Origin of the sequence: Streptomyces odontotermitis (assembly GCF_050510915.1) — a bacterium.
Lineage (GTDB): Bacteria > Actinomycetota > Actinomycetes > Streptomycetales > Streptomycetaceae > Streptomyces.
The window spans coordinates 1,300,639-1,314,651 of record NZ_JBNJLS010000001.1 but is presented as its reverse complement, the minus strand read 5'-3'; the positions used below and the strand labels follow the sequence as shown (position 1 = coordinate 1,314,651).

At 74.1% G+C, this 14,013-nt stretch carries 13 protein-coding genes; 6 read left to right on the top strand and 7 right to left on the bottom strand.

Annotation, left to right across the window (positions count from 1 at the left end):
• Positions 1 to 9 precede the first annotated feature (9 nt).
• From ACQB60_RS05905 to ACQB60_RS05885, 5 genes are read right to left on the bottom strand one after another with little or no spacing between them, the layout of a single operon-like run.
• A complete protein-coding gene (locus tag ACQB60_RS05905; RefSeq protein ID WP_496924700.1) occupies positions 10 to 1,371 on the bottom strand; it encodes an AAA domain-containing protein in 1,362 nt (453 codons plus the stop codon).
• A complete protein-coding gene (locus ACQB60_RS05900) occupies positions 1,368 to 2,957 on the bottom strand; it encodes a hypothetical protein (RefSeq protein ID WP_496924699.1) in 1,590 nt (529 codons plus the stop codon). The genes ACQB60_RS05905 and ACQB60_RS05900 overlap by 4 nt, the downstream gene beginning before the upstream one ends.
• On the bottom strand, positions 2,948 to 3,082 hold the full coding sequence (locus tag ACQB60_RS05895) for a hypothetical protein (RefSeq protein ID WP_496924698.1): 135 nt from the start codon (positions 3,080 to 3,082) through the stop codon (positions 2,948 to 2,950). The genes ACQB60_RS05900 and ACQB60_RS05895 overlap by 10 nt, the downstream gene beginning before the upstream one ends.
• Entirely contained in the window at positions 3,079 to 4,257 is a 1,179-nt protein-coding gene (locus ACQB60_RS05890; protein WP_496924792.1) for a hypothetical protein, read from the bottom strand. Before ACQB60_RS05890 ends, ACQB60_RS05895 begins: the two co-directional genes overlap by 4 nt.
• On the bottom strand, positions 4,178 to 5,155 hold the full coding sequence (locus ACQB60_RS05885) for a phosphatase PAP2 family protein (RefSeq protein ID WP_496924697.1): 978 nt from the start codon (positions 5,153 to 5,155) through the stop codon (positions 4,178 to 4,180). The genes ACQB60_RS05890 and ACQB60_RS05885 overlap by 80 nt, the downstream gene beginning before the upstream one ends.
• Positions 5,156 to 5,351: 196 nt before the next feature.
• Between ACQB60_RS05885 and ACQB60_RS05880 the strand changes: the two genes are divergently transcribed.
• Positions 5,352 to 5,951, top strand: a complete 600-nt coding sequence (locus ACQB60_RS05880) for a histidine phosphatase family protein (protein ID WP_496924696.1) — start codon at positions 5,352 to 5,354, stop codon at positions 5,949 to 5,951.
• 22 nt (positions 5,952 to 5,973) lie between these two features.
• Here the strand turns inward: ACQB60_RS05880 and ACQB60_RS05875 are convergent, their stop codons facing one another.
• Positions 5,974 to 7,428 (bottom strand): NsdA family TPR-like regulatory protein, encoded by a 1,455-nt coding sequence (locus tag ACQB60_RS05875; RefSeq protein WP_496924695.1) that lies wholly within the window; start codon positions 7,426 to 7,428, stop codon positions 5,974 to 5,976.
• Between the two features lie 297 nt (positions 7,429 to 7,725).
• Here ACQB60_RS05875 and ACQB60_RS05870 point away from each other — a divergent pair, with 297 nt between their 5' ends.
• Together ACQB60_RS05870 and ACQB60_RS05865 are read left to right on the top strand one after the other, a co-directional pair.
• Positions 7,726 to 8,232: a hypothetical protein gene (locus tag ACQB60_RS05870; protein ID WP_496924694.1), complete on the top strand. Its 507-nt coding sequence runs from the start codon at positions 7,726 to 7,728 to the stop codon at positions 8,230 to 8,232.
• A 67-nt stretch (positions 8,233 to 8,299) separates the two neighbouring features.
• A complete protein-coding gene (locus tag ACQB60_RS05865; RefSeq protein WP_496924693.1) occupies positions 8,300 to 9,163 on the top strand; it encodes a spermidine synthase in 864 nt (287 codons plus the stop codon).
• Between the two features lie 21 nt (positions 9,164 to 9,184).
• Here ACQB60_RS05865 and ACQB60_RS05860 read toward each other — a convergent pair whose 3' ends face one another.
• Positions 9,185 to 9,742, bottom strand: a complete 558-nt coding sequence (locus ACQB60_RS05860; RefSeq protein ID WP_496924692.1) for a hypothetical protein — start codon at positions 9,740 to 9,742, stop codon at positions 9,185 to 9,187.
• 98 nt (positions 9,743 to 9,840) lie between these two features.
• Between ACQB60_RS05860 and ACQB60_RS05855 the strand changes: the two genes are divergently transcribed.
• The 3 genes from ACQB60_RS05855 (at position 9,841) to ACQB60_RS05845 (ending at position 13,950) form a co-directional block, all read left to right on the top strand.
• Complete coding sequence (locus ACQB60_RS05855; RefSeq protein ID WP_384831647.1) at positions 9,841 to 10,533, top strand: response regulator transcription factor; 693 nt, start codon at positions 9,841 to 9,843, stop codon at positions 10,531 to 10,533.
• Positions 10,530 to 11,912 (top strand): sensor histidine kinase, encoded by a 1,383-nt coding sequence (locus ACQB60_RS05850; protein WP_496924691.1) that lies wholly within the window; start codon positions 10,530 to 10,532, stop codon positions 11,910 to 11,912. The genes ACQB60_RS05855 and ACQB60_RS05850 overlap by 4 nt, the downstream gene beginning before the upstream one ends.
• Before the next feature lie 559 nt (positions 11,913 to 12,471).
• Complete coding sequence (locus tag ACQB60_RS05845; RefSeq protein ID WP_496924690.1) at positions 12,472 to 13,950, top strand: glycoside hydrolase family 18 protein; 1,479 nt, start codon at positions 12,472 to 12,474, stop codon at positions 13,948 to 13,950.
• Positions 13,951 to 14,013 lie beyond the last annotated feature (63 nt).

Sequence of the window (14,013 nt, the reverse complement as noted above, 5' to 3'; positions counted from 1 at the left end):
CCCGCCGGGTCATGGCCGCCACGCCACCCGGTGTTCTTCGAGGCGCGCGAGCACCGCGTGATTCGCCTCCCACCCGTCCGGGAACTTGACCGTGACGCCCAGTTGGACCGGGTCCGTCGACGGGTGGTCGTCGAGGAGGGGGCCCACTCCCGCGCGGCACACCACGATGCAGGCGTGGCGGTGACGGGAGGCCAGGACGCAGAGGCGGCCCGTCTCCAGGTGGAAGGCCGTGGCGTCGGGGCGGCCCGAGAGGGGGTGCAGGACGACCGTCACGTCGAACTCGCGGCCCTGGAGGCGGTTCGCGGTGTCCACCGTGACGTCCGTGACGGCGAGTTCGGCGAGGGCCGCGCGGACCGCGGCCGCCTGGTCGCGGTGGGCGGTGCCGACGGCGATGCGGTCGGCCGTGAGGGGGGTCGGGGAGGGGGAGCGCTCCGACGTCGCCGCGCCGCCCCGGTCCAGGAGGCGGCGGACGACCTGGGCGAGTGCCCGTACCGCCTCGGGGTCCGTACGAGGGGTGTGGCGCGCGGGGAGTTCGAGCAGGCCCCAACCCGCCTGCGCCGCCTCGTCGATGACCCGGTCCGGGCCCGAACCGTCCGACGGCACCGCGAAGTCGAGCGTCCGGTCGCCGTGGTCCGTGCCGCTGCGGAACGGCGTGTACGGGTAGAACGCGTCCGAGACCAGGGGCGCGGCCGAGGCCGGCAGGCGCCAGGAGACGGGGAGGCGGTGCTGGGGGAGGTCCGGGTTGTGCGCCAGGAGCGTGGAGACCGCGGAGGCCGAGGGGTCGTAGGCGAGGCCCGCCCACTGCTCCGCGCCGACGATCGAGAAGGGGTCCAACTGGCCCGGGTCGCCCACGAAGAGGGCCCGCTCGAAGAGCCCGGCCACCGCGAGGAGCGCGTCCGAACGCATCTGGTACGCCTCGTCGACGATCGCGTGCCGCCACGGCTCGACGTTGCTCACGTGCGCCCACTTCGCGGCCGTGGAGATGACGACGTCGAGCCCGGCGAGGTCGCCCGCCTTCGTCGACGTACGGACGTTGCGCAGGTCGTCCAGGGCCTTGTCGTACGCGTCCGGGTCGCTGCTGTGCAGGCGGCCGACCGGCAGCTCCGGGTCCTTCTCGGCGAGGCGCAGGACGAGGTCGTCCACCTGTGCGTTCGTCTGCGCGATCACCATCAACGGGCGGCCCGCGGCGGCCAGTTCGCGGGCCGCGCGGACGACGAGCGTGGACTTCCCCGCGCCCGGCGGTGAGTCGACCACGACGCCCCGGTGCTCGCCGTGCAGTGTGTCGTGGAGGATCGCGTCGGTGGCGCGCGTCGCCGCGGCCGCCGGGTCGAAGGGGGTGTGCCGCGTGGTCACGGTAGTCACATCGGTCACAGCGTGTCCTCCGGCGTGACGGGGTCGGGGCTCTCGGCGGTGGCGGCGGGCGGACCGCCGTGCGTCCACGGCGTCTCCTCCGGGTCCGGCAGCTTCGGCCCGCCGCGCTGCTCGTGCTCGAACAGCGTCCAGCAGATCCGGTCGCCCTTCTCCGGTACGGAGCCCGCGTCGGGCTCCTTGCCGCGGCCCATCTTGTCGAGGAGGCGCAGCACGACCACCTGAACGTCGCCCTCCGCCTCGTACGCGACGAACTCGGCCGACTGGGGCTTGCCTTCGAGGGAGCGGTACACCTTCGTGCGCTCGCCCAGGTGCGGCCGGTCGTCCGTGGCGACGGTGAGCAGCGGGCGGGGGCGCCCCTTCTCGTTGTACGCCATCACCGCCTCCGTCACCTCGCCCGCGAACGCCTCGCCCGCGAGCCGGCGGCCCGCCATGACGAGGGGGTCGTCGAGGGCCTCCTGGGCATCCAGGCGGGCCTGTTCGCGCTCGCGCGTGGCCAGCTTGTTCGCCGCCGTCACCGCGTCGTCCAGGCGGGGCTGTGGGGGCTCGCCCGCGCTCACCCGGTCGCGGTGGCCGGTGAACGACCAGCGGTCGCGGGTCCAGCGGTCCTCGGCGTGCGCGGCCTCGGGGAGCGTGCACAGGGCGTCCAGGCCGCGCCACACCGCGTCCCACGTGGGCCGGGTGCGGCTCTCGATCAGGGCGCGGATCTCCCGCTCCGCCACGGCCAGTTCGGCCAGGCGGGCGTCCGCCTCGACGCCGTCCTCCGCCGCCGCGAGGGCGCTGCGCGCGCGGTCGTGGCGCTCGATGGCAGGGGCCAGCAGGTCGTTGTCGAACGCCGGGTCGGTGGCCGGGCCCGCGGGCGGGCACAGCAGCTGTCCGGCCGCGTCCCGGCCCAGCTCGGCACGGAGTGCGGCCTCGGCGCCCGACGTGCCCTCCGGGGCCTCGATCCAGGCGAGCAGCGCGCCCAGGTGCTGCTCCTCCAGGGTGGACTGGCCCGTCGCCCAGTGCCGCGACAGGAGGTCCGTCATGGCCGTCAGGAGGGACGAGCCGGGCACGCGGGCGCGCTCCCCGAAGTGCGTCAGCCAGCGGCCCAGGAGGGGGACGCGGGGCGGCGCGGGGTACGGGGCGTCCGGGTCCTGCTCGGCGGTGCGCCTGAACCGCATGGAGCGCCCCAGGAGCCGTACGAACTCGATGCCCGCGCGGCTCGGGACGATCAACTGCGGTGCGTCCGCGCACAGTTCGGCCTCGACGGTGACGCGCTTGCCGGTCTCCGCGTCGGTCTCCTTGCGCTCGACCGCCTCGACCTCCGCCGCATACGACTCCACGTACGGAAGGACGACGTCGGCGAGCTGGGCCAGGAACGTGAACCGCAGGTCGCGGTCGCGCGGCTGGGCCACGAACAGCAGCCGCGGCGCGGTCCGCTCCGTCCCCACGAGAGCCCCGAGCGGCGCCCCCGCCTCGCCCGCCGTGGTGAGCGGGACGAGGACGAGGGGCCGCTGCGAGAGCCGCCGGTGCCGCACGGTCGCCCGCGGCTGCGCGCGGCCCGTGGAGACCGCTTCGAGGCGGGCCAGGTTGTCGATCAGGGACATGCGGCCACCTCCGTGCGCGCGGCGCGGTGGCCCCGGCCGGGCGTCGAGGCGCGGCCGCTGCCCGGGGCGGCATCGGGCGCCACAGGTCCCCGCTCCGCGCGGGCCAGGTCGTCGATCAGCGTCACGTGGCCACCCTCGCCGTGCGCGCGGCACCGGCCCCGGAGAGCGCCTCCGCGCGCAGCGCCGACGCCCTGCGCAGGGCCGCCACGGCCGGGTCGTCCGGATCGCCGGTGTGGCCCGCGGCCGCCGACAGGACGCCCTCGACCGTTGTCAGGCCGCCGAGTTCGCCGCGCAGGGACCGGCCCAGGGACGTGACCTCGCCGCCCGCGCGGGAGCGGTCGCGGCAGTGGAAGGCCAGCTCGCAGGCGGCCAGGCACTCGGGGGCGTAGGTCGCCGGGACCGAGGCGACCGCCGACGTCAGCTCCTCGGGGGTGCGGGAGACGTCGAACGTCGTGCCCTCGGGGAGCTCCGCCGCGATGTCCTCGACGCGGGTGAGCCGGGCCAGCTGGCGGCGGGTCACCGAGAGCTGCTTGCGGACGTCGATCGCGGCCGCCGTGGGGAGGTTCGAGAAGTCCTTGGGGCAGACCAGGAGGACCCGGTCGCGCAGGCGCGGGGCGGGCTCGGGCAGCCGGGCCGCGACCTGCTCCAGCGCCAGCACGTACACCGCCGCCTGCCGGGCCGCGGCGCCCACCTTCGCCGGGTCCGCCGCGCCGTCGATCATCGGGAAGGACTTGATCTCGACGACGGTCCAGCTGCCGTCCGGCGCGACCACCACCGCGTCCGGCTCCAGGAACGCCGGGGTGCCCGCGACGTCGAGCGCCAGCATGGGGTGGTCGAGCAGCGTCCAGCCCGCCGACTGCGTGGCCTCGCGCAGGGCGAGCGCCGTGCGGGCGGCCCGGCCCTCGGGGCCCACCGCCGACAGGTCGGGCACGGCCGCCTCACCGGGCAGCGGCTCGTCACCGCCGCCCACGCGGGTGTGCGTGAGCCGCAGCAGCTCCGCGCCGCCGTCGGCCTTCACCTTCGCCTCGAAGGCGTTGCCCCGCATGAACGCGAACTGGGACTGGCCGAAGGCTCCGGGCGCGCCCAGCGAGTCCGCGAGCGCCGCCTTGTCCACCCCCGCGCCGTCCAGGAGCGCCCTGCGCCGGCATCCGGGGTTGGCGGCGAGGGCGGCCAGGGCGCGGGCGTCAAGCGCCTTGGCGGGGACGTCCGGGCCGCGCAGCTCAGCGAGCTGGTGCCGGAGCGCCGTCGCCCGCGTCGGCGGGCTGGGTACCCGTCTTGGCTCCTGGACCGGATCCCGCACTGGCTCCCGGCTCGGCAGGCTGCTTGCGCTGTCGGGGAATTCGCTCACGCGGGGAAGTCTGGCACCCGGCACCGACAATTGAGGATTCTGCGTCGTCAGAGGCCGCGGGGGAGCCCGCGAGGGACGGGAAGAGGCGGGCCTTCACCCGGTCCGCGACGCGCATCACCGGCTTGGCGAGCAGGAACCCGATGCCCATCACCGCGACGCCCGCGACCGCGTCGAGGAGGTAGTGGTTCGCGGTGCCCATCACCACGATCGTCGTGCCCAGCGGGTAGATCACCGCGGCCGCCCTGGTCAGCGGCGAGCGCCCGTGCCGCCACAGCATGATCCCGCACCACAGCGCCCAGCCCACGTGCAGGCTCGGCATCGCCGCGTACTGGTTGGTCATGCCGCCCATGCCGCGCGGGGCGCTCGCCTCGCCGCCCCACCAGCCCCAGTTGCTGTACTGCGCCATGGTGTCGACGAAGCCGTGGCCCGCGCTGAGCAGCCGGGGCGGGCACGTCGGCAGGAGCGTGAAGCCGATCAGGCCGATCAGGGTCGAGGTCATCAGCCAGGCGCGGGCGGCCCGGTAGTGGACCGAGCGGCTGCGGAAGAGCCAGATCAGGATCGCGGGCGTCACCAGGTAGTGCAGCGAGGCGTACCAGAAGTCGGCCGGGACGCCGATCCACGCCTGCTGGGTGAAGAGCCGGTTCAGCGGGCTCTCGGCGTTGATGTACAGGGCCTTCTCGATGTCGAGGATCCCGACGCCGTGGTCGACGGCGCTCTGCACGGACCCGCGCGCGAGCAGCCGTCCCGCCGAGTAGGCGGCGTACACGAGGACGATCAGCGGAAGCTCGGTCCACCAGCGGAGCCGGTGCCCGGATATGCCCGCGGTGCCCGGAGCGTCGGTCTGCGGCATCCGGTGGTTCCCCCAAATCAGATCTCTGGTCTTCGTGCGACAAGGCCGCCGCCACACCTTACGGCGCGTGCCGTGGCACTCGCAGGTCTGCCCCTGGTCGACAAAGACGCTGAGATCCACGAGCGGGTTGCCTCCCGTACGAGTGAGTGATGATGGAGAGGCAGCACAGATCACCCCAAGTCGGAAGGCCCCCCTCATGGCACCGCGCATCCTGCTGGCCCGGCACGGACAGACCGCCTGGTCGCTGTCCGGGAAGCACACCGGCAGGACGGACGTCCCGCTCCTGGACGAAGGCCGCCGCGGCGCCAAGCTCCTGGGCGAGCGCCTGCACCGCGCCCCCTTCGACGGCCTCTCCGAAGTGGAGATCCGCACCAGCCCCCTCTCCCGCGCGCGGGAGACCTGCGAACTGGCGGGCTTCGGGGACCGCGCCACCACGTGGGACACGCTCATGGAGTGGGACTACGGCGCGTACGAGGGGATGACGCCCGCCGAGATCCAGGAGATCAGGCCCGGCTGGTTCATCTGGCGCGACGGCGTCCCCCGGGGCGAGACCATCGAGCACTTCACCGCGCGCGCGGACGAGGTGGTGTCCTGGGCCCGCGAGGCCGACCGCGACGTACTGGTCTTCGCGCACGGACACATGCTGCGGGCGATCGGCGCGCGCTGGCTCGGCGAGGACATCGACTTCGCCGCCCGCATCCGGCTCAGCCCCACCTCGCTGTCCGTCCTCGGCTGGGCCTACGGCGCCCCGGCCATCGAGTCCTGGAACGAGACGGGCCACCTGGAGCACGTGTAACCGCTCACGGCGAAGCACGTGCCTACACGGCCCTCGGCAGCGCCGCGTGCCGCTCCAGGAACCCGCCGACCCCCGAGGCGCGCCGGTGCGGAAGGAGCACTCGCGCGGTCGTCGCGAGCATCGACTGGATCCGCGAGGACTGCACCTCGTCCAGGAGCGCGATCACCCGCAGCCCCGCCGTCGCCGCCTCGTCCGGGCGGCCCGCGCGGGCCAGGTCGTCGGCGAGCTCGGCGGTGTAGAGCGCGATGTTCCGGGTGAACTGCGGGGTCTGCGCACAGGCCACGGCGGCCGCGCGGCGGGCGTGCCGGGAGGCGCGCGCCCAGTCGCCGAGCGCCGACCAGCACTGCGCCTCCAGGCCCTCCAGCTCGGCCTCCCCGTAGAAGCTCATCCACTCCGGGTCGGCGTCCGAAGGGCCCCGGTCGAACAGGGCGTGGGCGCGGGTCAGGGACTGCTCGCAGCCCGCCCGGTCGCCGAGCCCGGCCCAGCCCCCGGCCTCCCGCAGCGCGAGCAGCGACAGGAGCTGCGGCGAGGAGAGGTGCTTGGCGGCGCGCGCCGCGGCCTGCGCGGCCCGCACCGCCTCGCGGGGGCGCCCGGCGTCGCGGGCCAGGAAGGCCGTGTTGCAGAAGGCGTGCGCCTCGAGCCCCGGGTCGCCGGCCATCCGCGCGGTGGCGAGCGCCTCCGCGTAGTGCGAGCGGGCGTCGTCGAAGCGGCCCGAGTCGTGCGCCAACCAGCCGACGGAGATGGCCAGTTCACCGGCGCCGGCGTGCAGCCGGTCGGCCGTGCACTGGCGGGTGGTGCCCGCGTCGAGCAGGTCGAAGGCGGTGCGCAGCGGGGCGGCGGCCCGCCGGTAGAGCCCGTCGGCGCCGTGCCGGTCGTCGAGCAGCCGGATCCTGCGCACGGCCTCTTCGACCGCGCTCACCTCCGCCTCGCCCACCCGGCGGATGTCGTGGGCCCGTCGGTCGAGGGCCTCGGCGGGTGCGCCGACGGCGAGGCCGAAGGGCACCAAAGAGGCGGCTGCCACGGTGGCCGTGGAGCCGGTCATGAACGCGCGACGTTGCACGTCGCTCTCCTCGTAACTCTGGATCTCGCTGTGCTGGATCTCGAACGGCTGGGTGGAGGTGGAGAGTTCGGGGTGCGGCGGGGGCGCCGCACCCACGGTCTGCGCCCCCCGCCCGCGCACCGTCTCGCGGGGCGCGAATCCCAGGTCCGTCAGCGTGCGGCCGGGGAACATGTGCAGGAACACCCGCTCGTACGCGTAGTTGGGGCAGCGGATCTGGCCCGCCTCGACGCGTCCGATGTACCGGGCGTCGCAGCTGACCCGCTCCCCGATCTCGCGGGCGGCCCGGCGCACCGCGGCGGCGAACTCGCCCGGCGAGAGATGCCCGCGCAGCCTGCGGAAGACGAGGTTGGGCCGCGGGCCCCCCGGAGCGGGGGACTGCGGTGCCCCCGCTGACGATGCCATCGATGACGACGCCATGGCCGTTTGCCCTCTCGTGCGGAGCGTGCCGGACGAGAGGTGCGGGATCGGTCGGGACCCCGCATCGCTGCCCCTGTTCCGGCGGAGCACGAAGGTACCGGCTGTGACCGCTCCGGCACGCGGAGTTTGGCTACAAACCGGATATCTCACCCACGATCTGCCATGAAGTGCCATCCTTTGCGGCGGCGTGGCGCCGTAGCCGTTGACGACGTCGCGCGTTGAACCATGCGGAGAGGGAGCGCCGCGACCATGCGGCTTCCGCACTGACGAGGAGGGGTTCCCTTGTTGGAGGTCGGCATGGAGAGCATCGGCGACAGCAGCCGCCTCGGCGGCGCCCCACAGCGCCCACAGTCCCCGAACCAGTCCCCCCAGCCCTCACAGACCACGGCCCGGCACCGGCCGACGCCCGAGCACAGCGCGCCCCCGTCCGGCGTGGCCCCCTGCGACCTGGTCACCGTCCCGGCCCGGCAGGGCCTGGAGGCGGTCGACATCCTGCGCCGCGGGGCCGGGGACGGGGTCGGGCCCGTGCTGCACGACGGCGGCTGCGACACCCTCGGCTTCCTGGTGCCGCCCGGCACCGCGGACGGCTGGGACCTGCCGGGCAGTGCGTGCACGCAGACGTACGGGCGCGGCGTGTCCCTCGCCCCGGAGGCCCGCCCCGAGCTCGACCCCGCGCCGCCCGTCGCCGGGACCGGCTGGCTGGTGCCGCCCCGCGAGGCCGACCCGGTCACGGACCCGGTGGTCCTGCGCGCCGCGCTCGGCCAGGCGGCACGGACCATCGAGGCCGCCGACAACTGCCGCTGACCCCGGCCCCGGGCGGGCCCCGGGAGATCAACGGGTGCCCGCCCCCGCGGCCGCGGATAATGGCCCGATGGCGAGGAAGGCACGGTCCAGGGACAGCGCGCGGGAAGCCGTCGTGGAGAAGGTCGACGGCGGGCTCGCGGAGCTGATGCCCGACCGGGACCGGCCGCGCGCCTGGACGCTGCTCGTGGACGGCGCCCCGCAGTCGCACGTCGACCTCGACGACCCCGCCCACCTCGCCTTCGAGTACCAGCGCAGGCTCGGCCACATCGCCGACCTCGTCGCCCCGCCGGGCAAGCCCGTCCACGTCCTGCACCTGGGCGGCGGCGCCCTCACGATGGCCCGCTACGTCGCCGCGACCCGCCCCCGCTCCACCCAGCAGGTCGTCGAGCGCGACACCGCCCTCGTCCAACTGGTCCGCCGCGAGCTGCCGTTGGACCCCCAGGCCCGGATACGGGTGCGGGGCGCCGATGCCCGGGAGGCGCTCGCGAAGGTCGTGGACGGCTGGGCGGACCTCGTCATCGCGGACGTCTTCAGCGGCGCCCGCACCCCCGCCCACCTCACCACGACGGAGTTCCTGACCGCCGTCCGCAGGGTCCTCAGGCCCGGCGGGTACTACGCGGCCAACCTCGCCGACGGTCCGCCGCTCGCCTATCTGCGCGGCCAGGTCGCCACGGCCGCCGCCGTCTTCCCCGAGCTCGCCCTCGTCGCCGACCCGGCGGTGCTGCGCGGCAAGCGGTTCGGGAACGCGGTGCTGCTCGGCTCCGACACCCCGCTGCCCGTCCCGGAGCTGACCCGGCGCAGCGCGGGCGACCCGCACCCCGGGAGGGTCGAACACGGCCGGGCGCTGGCGGACTTCACCGGGGGAGCGGCGGTGGTGACGGACGCGGCCGCGGTGGCCTCACCGGCGCCGCCGCCGTCGGTCTTCCGGTGAGCCCGTACGCCCGTACGCGTACTAGTACTTGTCGATCTCGACCATCGGCTTGTGGTCGTGCCAGGTGCAGAAGACCGAGACCTTCGCGGCGCCGCCGGTGAACTCCACGCGGATCCACGACTCCTGCTTCCACACCTGCACCGACCAGCCCGACGCCGGGGTCGCGGAGACCAGCGTCGCGGAGTCCTCGCCGATGTCGAAGACGACCCGGCCGCCGTCGGTGTTGTAGCTCTTCACATTCCCCGCGGACGCCGACGAGGACGCCGAGGACGAGGACGAGGGCGGCGGCTTCGGGGTCTTGGTGCCCGGTTTCGACGACTTCGAGTGCGAGGGGGCCGGCTTCGAGGCGTCGCCGGACGGCTTGTGGCTCTTCGACGGCTTGCCGGAGGACGGCGGGTTCTCGGGGCGCCGGGTCGCGGAGACGAGCGGCTCGGCGCCCGCCCCGCTCTGCAGCGGAAGGGCGCGCGGCGGGTCGTAGGCGGTGCCCGCCATCACCGTGTGGACACCCCACCAGGACAGCGTGACCGCCGCGCCGGTGGCGAGCGACCAGGCCATTGCGTGTATGAGTCCTCTGCGCATCGCGGGCCATACTGCACCACGGACGCCCCCGGTGTCGTGTGCGACCAGGGTGTGACCAAGGAGGACCGGGTTCCCTCGTATGGCGTACGGTGCCGCCCATGGCAAGTGTGCTCGTCGTCGAGGATGACCAGTTCGTGCGCTCCGCCCTCATCCGGCATCTGACGGACGCCTCGCACACCGTGCGGAGCGTCGGGACGGCCCTGGAGGCGCTGCGCGAGGTCGCTCATTTCCGGTTCGACGTGGTGATCCTGGACCTCGGCCTGCCCGACCTCGACGGGGCCGAGGCCCTGAAGATGCTGCGCGGTATCACCGACGTACCCGTGATCATCGCCACGGCCCGCGACGACGAGGCGGAGATCGTCCGGCTCCTGAACGACGGCGCCGACGACTACCTGACGAAGCCGTTCTCGGTCGAGCACCTCTCGGCCCGGATGGCGGCCGTGCTGCGCCGCTCGCGCGGCGGGGGCGGCGGCGAGGCCCCGCCCAGCCGCGAGATACGCGTCGGCGGCCTGGCCATCGACCCGCTGCGCCGCCAGGCCGAGCTGGACGGGGTGCGCCTGGACCTGACCCGGCGCGAGTTCGACCTGCTGGCCTTCCTCGCCGGGCGGCCCGGTGTCGTCGTGCCCCGCAAGGAGCTGCTCGCCGAGGTCTGGCAGCAGAGCTACGGGGACGACCAGACCATCGACGTCCATCTGTCGTGGCTGCGGCGGAAGTTGGGCGAGACGGCCGCGAGCCCGCGCTATCTGCACACGCTGCGGGGCGTCGGCGTGAAGCTGGAGCCACCCCAGTGAGATGGGCGCTGGTCAAGGTCTGTCTGGCCGTCACGACGATGGTCGTGGTGGCCTTCGCGGTGCCGCTCGGCCTGGTCATCAAGGAGATGGCGCGGGACCGCGCGTTCTCGGCGGCGGAGCGGCACGCGGCAGGCATGGGCCCGACGCTCTCCATCACCACCGACCGCGACCAGCTGAACCGTGCCGTCGCCACCTCCGAGGCGGGCGGCGACGGGCGGATGGCGGTGTACGTCCCGGCGATAGGCGACGCCCCGGCCCTCAAGATCGGCGACCGCCGCGCAACGCCCGCCGACGTCGAGGAGACCCGCAAGGAGGGCCGCGCCCGCACGGTGAAGGTGCCCGGCGGCTTCGCCCTCCTGGCGCCCACCGCGCTCAGCTCCGGCGTCGCCGTCGTGGAGATCTACGTCCCCGAGAGCGAGGTCAGCAACGGCGTCACCACGGCGTGGGTGGTGCTCGCGGGCGTGGGCGTCGCGCTGATCATCGGCTCCGTGGCGGTGGCGGACCGCTTGGGCGTACGGATGGTCCAGCCGGCCAAGCGTCTCGCGGGTGCGGCGCGTGACCTGGGGGAGGGGAAGCTGGGCGCGCGGGTGCGCGAGGAGGGTCCCACGGAACTCCGCCAGGCCGGGGTCGCCTTCAACTCGATGGCGGACCAGGTCGTGCAACTCCTCGCCAATGAGCGGGAGTTGGCGGCGGACCTGTCCCACCGCCTGCGCACGCCGCTCACGGTCCTGCGGCTGAACGCCGCCTCCCTCGGCGACGGGCCCGCCGCCGAGCAGACCCGTACGGCCGTGGAGACCCTGGAGCGGGAGGTCGACACGATCATCCGCACCGCGCGCGAGGCCAAGCCCCAGACGGCCCCGGTGGGGCCCGGGTCCGGGTGCGACGCCGCCGAAGTGATCCGGGACCGGATGGCCTTCTGGTCGGCGCTCGCGGAGGACGAGGGACGTGAGGTGCGGGTGGCCGGGGTGGAGCGCCCCGTCCGTATCCCGGTGGCGCGCCCCGATCTGGTGGCCGCGCTCGACGCGCTGCTCGGCAACGTCTTCCGGCACACGCGGGAGGGCACGGCCTTCGCGGTGGACGTGCACAACGGGGACGACGCGGTGATCGTTCTCGTCTCCGACGCGGGGGAGGGGATCGTGGATCCGGAGACGGCGCTGGCGCGGGGCGCGGGGTCGGGGGAGGACGGGTCCACGGGGCTCGGCCTGGACATCGTGCGGCGGCTCGCGGAGTCGACGGGTGGGGATGTACGGATCGGGCGCTCTGTCCTGGGCGGGACCGAGGTCCGGATCTGGATCCAGCTGGACGGCCGCCGCCCGGTCCGGCGGGGCCACCGGGGCGCGGCGGTGCGCCGCCGCAAGAGGGCTTCCAGCGCGAGCTGAGCGGTACCTCGGGGCTGCCCTTGTCCGTGGTTGCCCCGAGCAGCGCCGTGGTGACCCTCAAGCCGCAGAAGTTGCCCGGCAACGGGGTGCCTGTCTGTGGGTCGGGAGCCGCCCTGCGGCACGACTGCCCGCAGGCGGCAGGCGGGTTGCGGGCCAGCGGCCCTCTCCGGCCCGCAGGCGGCAGGCGGTGTGGCTCCGGTCCGCAGGCGCGATGCGGCCCGAGGGGACGGGGGCGGGTATGTCCGCCCGCAGTACTCCAGGTCATTCGCCGGGTGGCTCCGGCCATCACGGTGCTGCGGCCCGAGGACGGACATACCCGCCCCCGTCCCCGTCACCCGAGACGAGACAGGCGCACCGGCCCCGGCCTCGCGGAGGGCCGATTGGTCTCGACCTTTAATGCGCCCCCATCCCTCCCTTAAGCCCGCCCTAAGAACCTCAACAACCGCCCCTCTCGCCCGAATTGTCGCATTGGGTGTCGCTAGCGTGCTGCCCGCACCCCCACCTCTTCACCCCCCTCTCCACCCCCACCCCCTCCCCGTAGAGCTAAGGCAGGCACGCGATGAGCAGCACCCATCGGCGCAGAGTCAGCGGCAAGAACAAGGCGATGGGCGGGATCGTCGCCGCAGCCGTCGTGGGCGGCGGCGCCTTCTTCCTCTCCGGGACCGCACAGGCCGCCGCGGTCGGCGCCGCGTACACCAAGACCAGCCAGTGGGCCGGCGGCTACACCGCCCAGTACGTCGTGAAGAACGCCACCGACAAGGCCCAGTCCGACTGGACGCTGGAGTTCGACCTGCCGGCCGGCACCAGGCTCAGCTCGCTGTGGAACGCCGAGCACACCGTCGAGGGACGGCACGTCACCGTGACGCCCGCCCACTACGACAAGGAGCTCGCACCCGGCAAGTCCGTGACCGTCGGCTTCGTCGTCTCGGGCACCGCCGACCCCGCCAAGTGCCTGATCAACGACGCCAAGTGCGCCGTGGACGACGGCGCCACCCCCGCACCGAGCGGCCGCCCCACCGGCACCCCCGAGCCCACGGCCAAGCCGACCACGACCACCAAGCCCAAGCCCACCTCCAAGCCCACCGCGACCACCAAGCCCACCCCCACCCCCAAGCCCACCCCCACCAAGCCCCAAGGCGGCAAGGGCGGAGCCAAGTTCGCCCCCTTCGTCGACACCTCCCTCGCCCCCGCCTACGACCTCGTCGACACCGCCACCAAGACCGGCGTGAAGGAGTTCAACCTCGCCTTCATCACCTCCGGCGGCAGCTGCGAGCCGCTGTGGGGCGGGGGCACCGGCCTCGACGACGACAAGGTCGCCTCACAGATCGGGGCCCTGCGGGCCAAGGGCGGCGACGTCCGGGTGTCCTTCGGCGGGGCCGCCGGCTCCGAGCTCGGGCTCAAGTGCGACAGCGCCGACTCGCTCGCCAAGGCGTACGGCAAGGTCATCGACAAGTACAAGCTCACCAAGGTCGACTTCGACATCGAGGGCGCGGCGCTCCCCGAGACGGCCGCCAACACCCGGCGCGCCCAGGCCATCGCCCAGCTCCAGAAGGCGCACCCCGGGCTCGACGTCTCCTTCACGCTGCCGGTGATGCCGGAGGGGCTCACCCAGCCCGGCGTGGACCTCGTCGCCAACGCCAGGAAGAACGGCGTGAAGGTCTCCGCCGTGAACATCATGGCGATGGACTACGGGCCGTCCTACAGCGGTGACATGGGCAAGTACGCCACCCAGGCGGCGACCGCCACGCAGGCGCAGATCAAGGGCGTGCTCGGCCTCTCGGACACCGCCGCGTGGAACGCCGTCGCGGTCACCCCGATGATCGGCGTCAACGACGTCAACGTCGAGGTGTTCAAGAAGGACGACGCCGACGAGCTCGTGAAGTTCGCCGCGGACAAGGGCCTCGGCTGGCTGTCGATGTGGTCCTCGACCCGGGACAAGGCGTGCGAGGGCGGCCCGTCCAACTCCGCGCAGCCGACGTGCTCTTCCATCGCGCAGTCCCCGCTCGACTTCACCAAGGCGTTCGGCGCGTACAAGTAGGCGTCACACCAGACCAGCTGCATCCCCCCACACGGTGCCCCGGCCGGAACCCCAACCCGGCCG

Excerpts from the sequence above, each read along its gene's own strand:
- ACQB60_RS05870 (WP_496924694.1), top strand. The coding sequence starts at position 7,726 with ATGGAGAGCATCGGCGACAGCAGCCGCCTCGGCGGCGCCCCACAGCGC.
- ACQB60_RS05900 (WP_496924699.1), bottom strand. The coding sequence starts at position 2,957 with ATGTCCCTGATCGACAACCTGGCCCGCCTCGAAGCGGTCTCCACGGGC.
- ACQB60_RS05875 (WP_496924695.1), bottom strand. The coding sequence starts at position 7,428 with ATGGCGTCGTCATCGATGGCATCGTCAGCGGGGGCACCGCAGTCCCCC.
- ACQB60_RS05865 (WP_496924693.1), top strand. The coding sequence starts at position 8,300 with ATGGCGAGGAAGGCACGGTCCAGGGACAGCGCGCGGGAAGCCGTCGTG.
- ACQB60_RS05860 (WP_496924692.1), bottom strand. The coding sequence starts at position 9,742 with ATGCGCAGAGGACTCATACACGCAATGGCCTGGTCGCTCGCCACCGGC.
- ACQB60_RS05885 (WP_496924697.1), bottom strand. The coding sequence starts at position 5,155 with ATGCCGCAGACCGACGCTCCGGGCACCGCGGGCATATCCGGGCACCGG.
- ACQB60_RS05880 (WP_496924696.1), top strand. The coding sequence starts at position 5,352 with ATGGCACCGCGCATCCTGCTGGCCCGGCACGGACAGACCGCCTGGTCG.
- ACQB60_RS05855 (WP_384831647.1), top strand. The coding sequence starts at position 9,841 with ATGGCAAGTGTGCTCGTCGTCGAGGATGACCAGTTCGTGCGCTCCGCC.
- ACQB60_RS05845 (WP_496924690.1), top strand. The coding sequence starts at position 12,472 with ATGAGCAGCACCCATCGGCGCAGAGTCAGCGGCAAGAACAAGGCGATG.